Origin of the sequence: Shimia sp., assembly GCF_041624275.1 — a bacterium.
Taxonomy (GTDB): Bacteria; Pseudomonadota; Alphaproteobacteria; order Rhodobacterales; family Rhodobacteraceae; genus Shimia.
The window spans coordinates 1-1,617 of record NZ_JBFJVE010000312.1 but is presented as its reverse complement, the minus strand read 5'-3'; the positions used below and the strand labels follow the sequence as shown (position 1 = coordinate 1,617).

The window sequence follows — 1,617 nt, the reverse complement described above, 5'->3', positions numbered from 1 at the left end:
CGCATATTTCGATGAGAAGAAGCCGAAGGCGCTCGACTGCGGACTTTCCCTCGGACCCGGGCTCGCTTATGAGCGCGGCCCATGAGCAACCCGCCCGACCTGCGCCCGGATCTCGCGCGTGCCTCCGTCGCCGAGGCGCGGCGGCCCGGCCAGCCGACCATCGGCATGGTGTCGCTCGGCTGCCCCAAGGCGCTGGTCGATTCGGAGCGCATCCTGACGCGGCTCAGGGCCGAGGGGTATGGGATATCGCCGGACTACGCCGGCGCCGACGCGGTGATCGTGAACACCTGCGGGTTCCTCGATTCGGCCAAGGCCGAGAGCCTCGAGGCGATCGGCGAGGCGCTGAAGGAGAACGGCAAGGTCATCGTCACCGGCTGTCTGGGGGCCGAGCCCGACTATATCACCGGCGCCCATCCCAAGGTGCTGGCGGTGACCGGGCCGCATCAATACGAGCAGGTGCTGGACGCGGTCCACGGCGTGGTGCCGCCCGACCCCGACCCCTTTGTCGACCTGATGCCGGCATCGGGGGTTCGGCTGACGCCGCGCCACTACAGCTATCTGAAGATCTCCGAGGGCTGCAACCACGCCTGCAGGTTCTGCATCATCCCCGACATGCGCGGCAAGCTGGTCTCGCGCCCGGTGCATGCGGTGCTGCGCGAGGCCGAGAAACTGGTCGAAAGCGGGGTGCGCGAACTGCTGGTCATCAGCCAGGACACCTCGGCCTATGGACTGGACCGCAGGTATTCCGCCCACCCCTGGCAGGGCCGCGAAGTGCGCAGCCATATCACCGATCTGGCCCGCGAACTGGGCCAGCTGGGCGCCCCCGAAGAGCTTTGGGTGCGGCTGCACTATGTCTACCCCTATCCGCATGTGCGCGAGCTGATCCCGCTGATGGCCGACACCGGCAACGCGCTGCTGCCCTATCTGGACATTCCCTTCCAGCATTCCCACCCCGAGGTGCTGAAACGCATGGCCCGCCCCGCCGCCTCGGCGCGCACCCTCGACGAGATCGCCGCCTGGCGCCGCGACTGCCCCGAGATCACCCTGCGTTCGACCTTCATCGTCGGCTATCCCGGCGAGACCGAGGCCGAGTTCGACCACCTTTTGGAGTGGATGGACGAGGCGCAGCTCGACCGGGTCGGCTGTTTCCAGTACGAGAACGTCGACGGCGCGCGCTCGAACGCCCTGCCCGACCATGTGCCGGCCGAGGTCAAGCAGGAGCGCTGGGAGCGTTTCATGGAGAAGGCGCAGGCGATCTCCGAGGCCAAGCTGGCGGCCAAGGTGGGGCGCCAGATCGAGGTCATCGTCGACGAGATCGACGAGGACGGGGTGGCCACCTGCCGCAGCAAGGCCGACGCGCCCGAGATCGACGGCAACCTGTTCATCGACGAGGGCACCGCCGGGCTGGCGGTGGGCGACATCGTGACCGTCGAGGTCGACGAGGCGGGCGAGTATGATTTGTGGGGGACGATTTGAAGGAGCGAATTATTGATGGCCCGTTTCATTCTGCCAAGGCAGCTTCAGAAAAACAGTTTGTACATCGCATTTGGAGATTTTTTAAAACAAAATCAACAACTTCCAAACCATGTGATCATTGATTTTTCTCTCGTTAACTTT

The 1,617-nt window shown here is 65.1% G+C and carries 1 protein-coding gene; it reads left to right on the top strand.

The window, feature by feature from the left end:
* Positions 1–81 precede the first annotated feature (81 nt).
* The gene (rimO, locus tag ABZD10_RS15520; protein ID WP_372887917.1) at positions 82–1,476 is read left to right on the top strand and encodes a 30S ribosomal protein S12 methylthiotransferase RimO; all 1,395 of its coding nucleotides are present in this window, start codon (positions 82–84) and stop codon (positions 1,474–1,476) included.
* Positions 1,477–1,617: the final 141 nt, after the last annotated feature.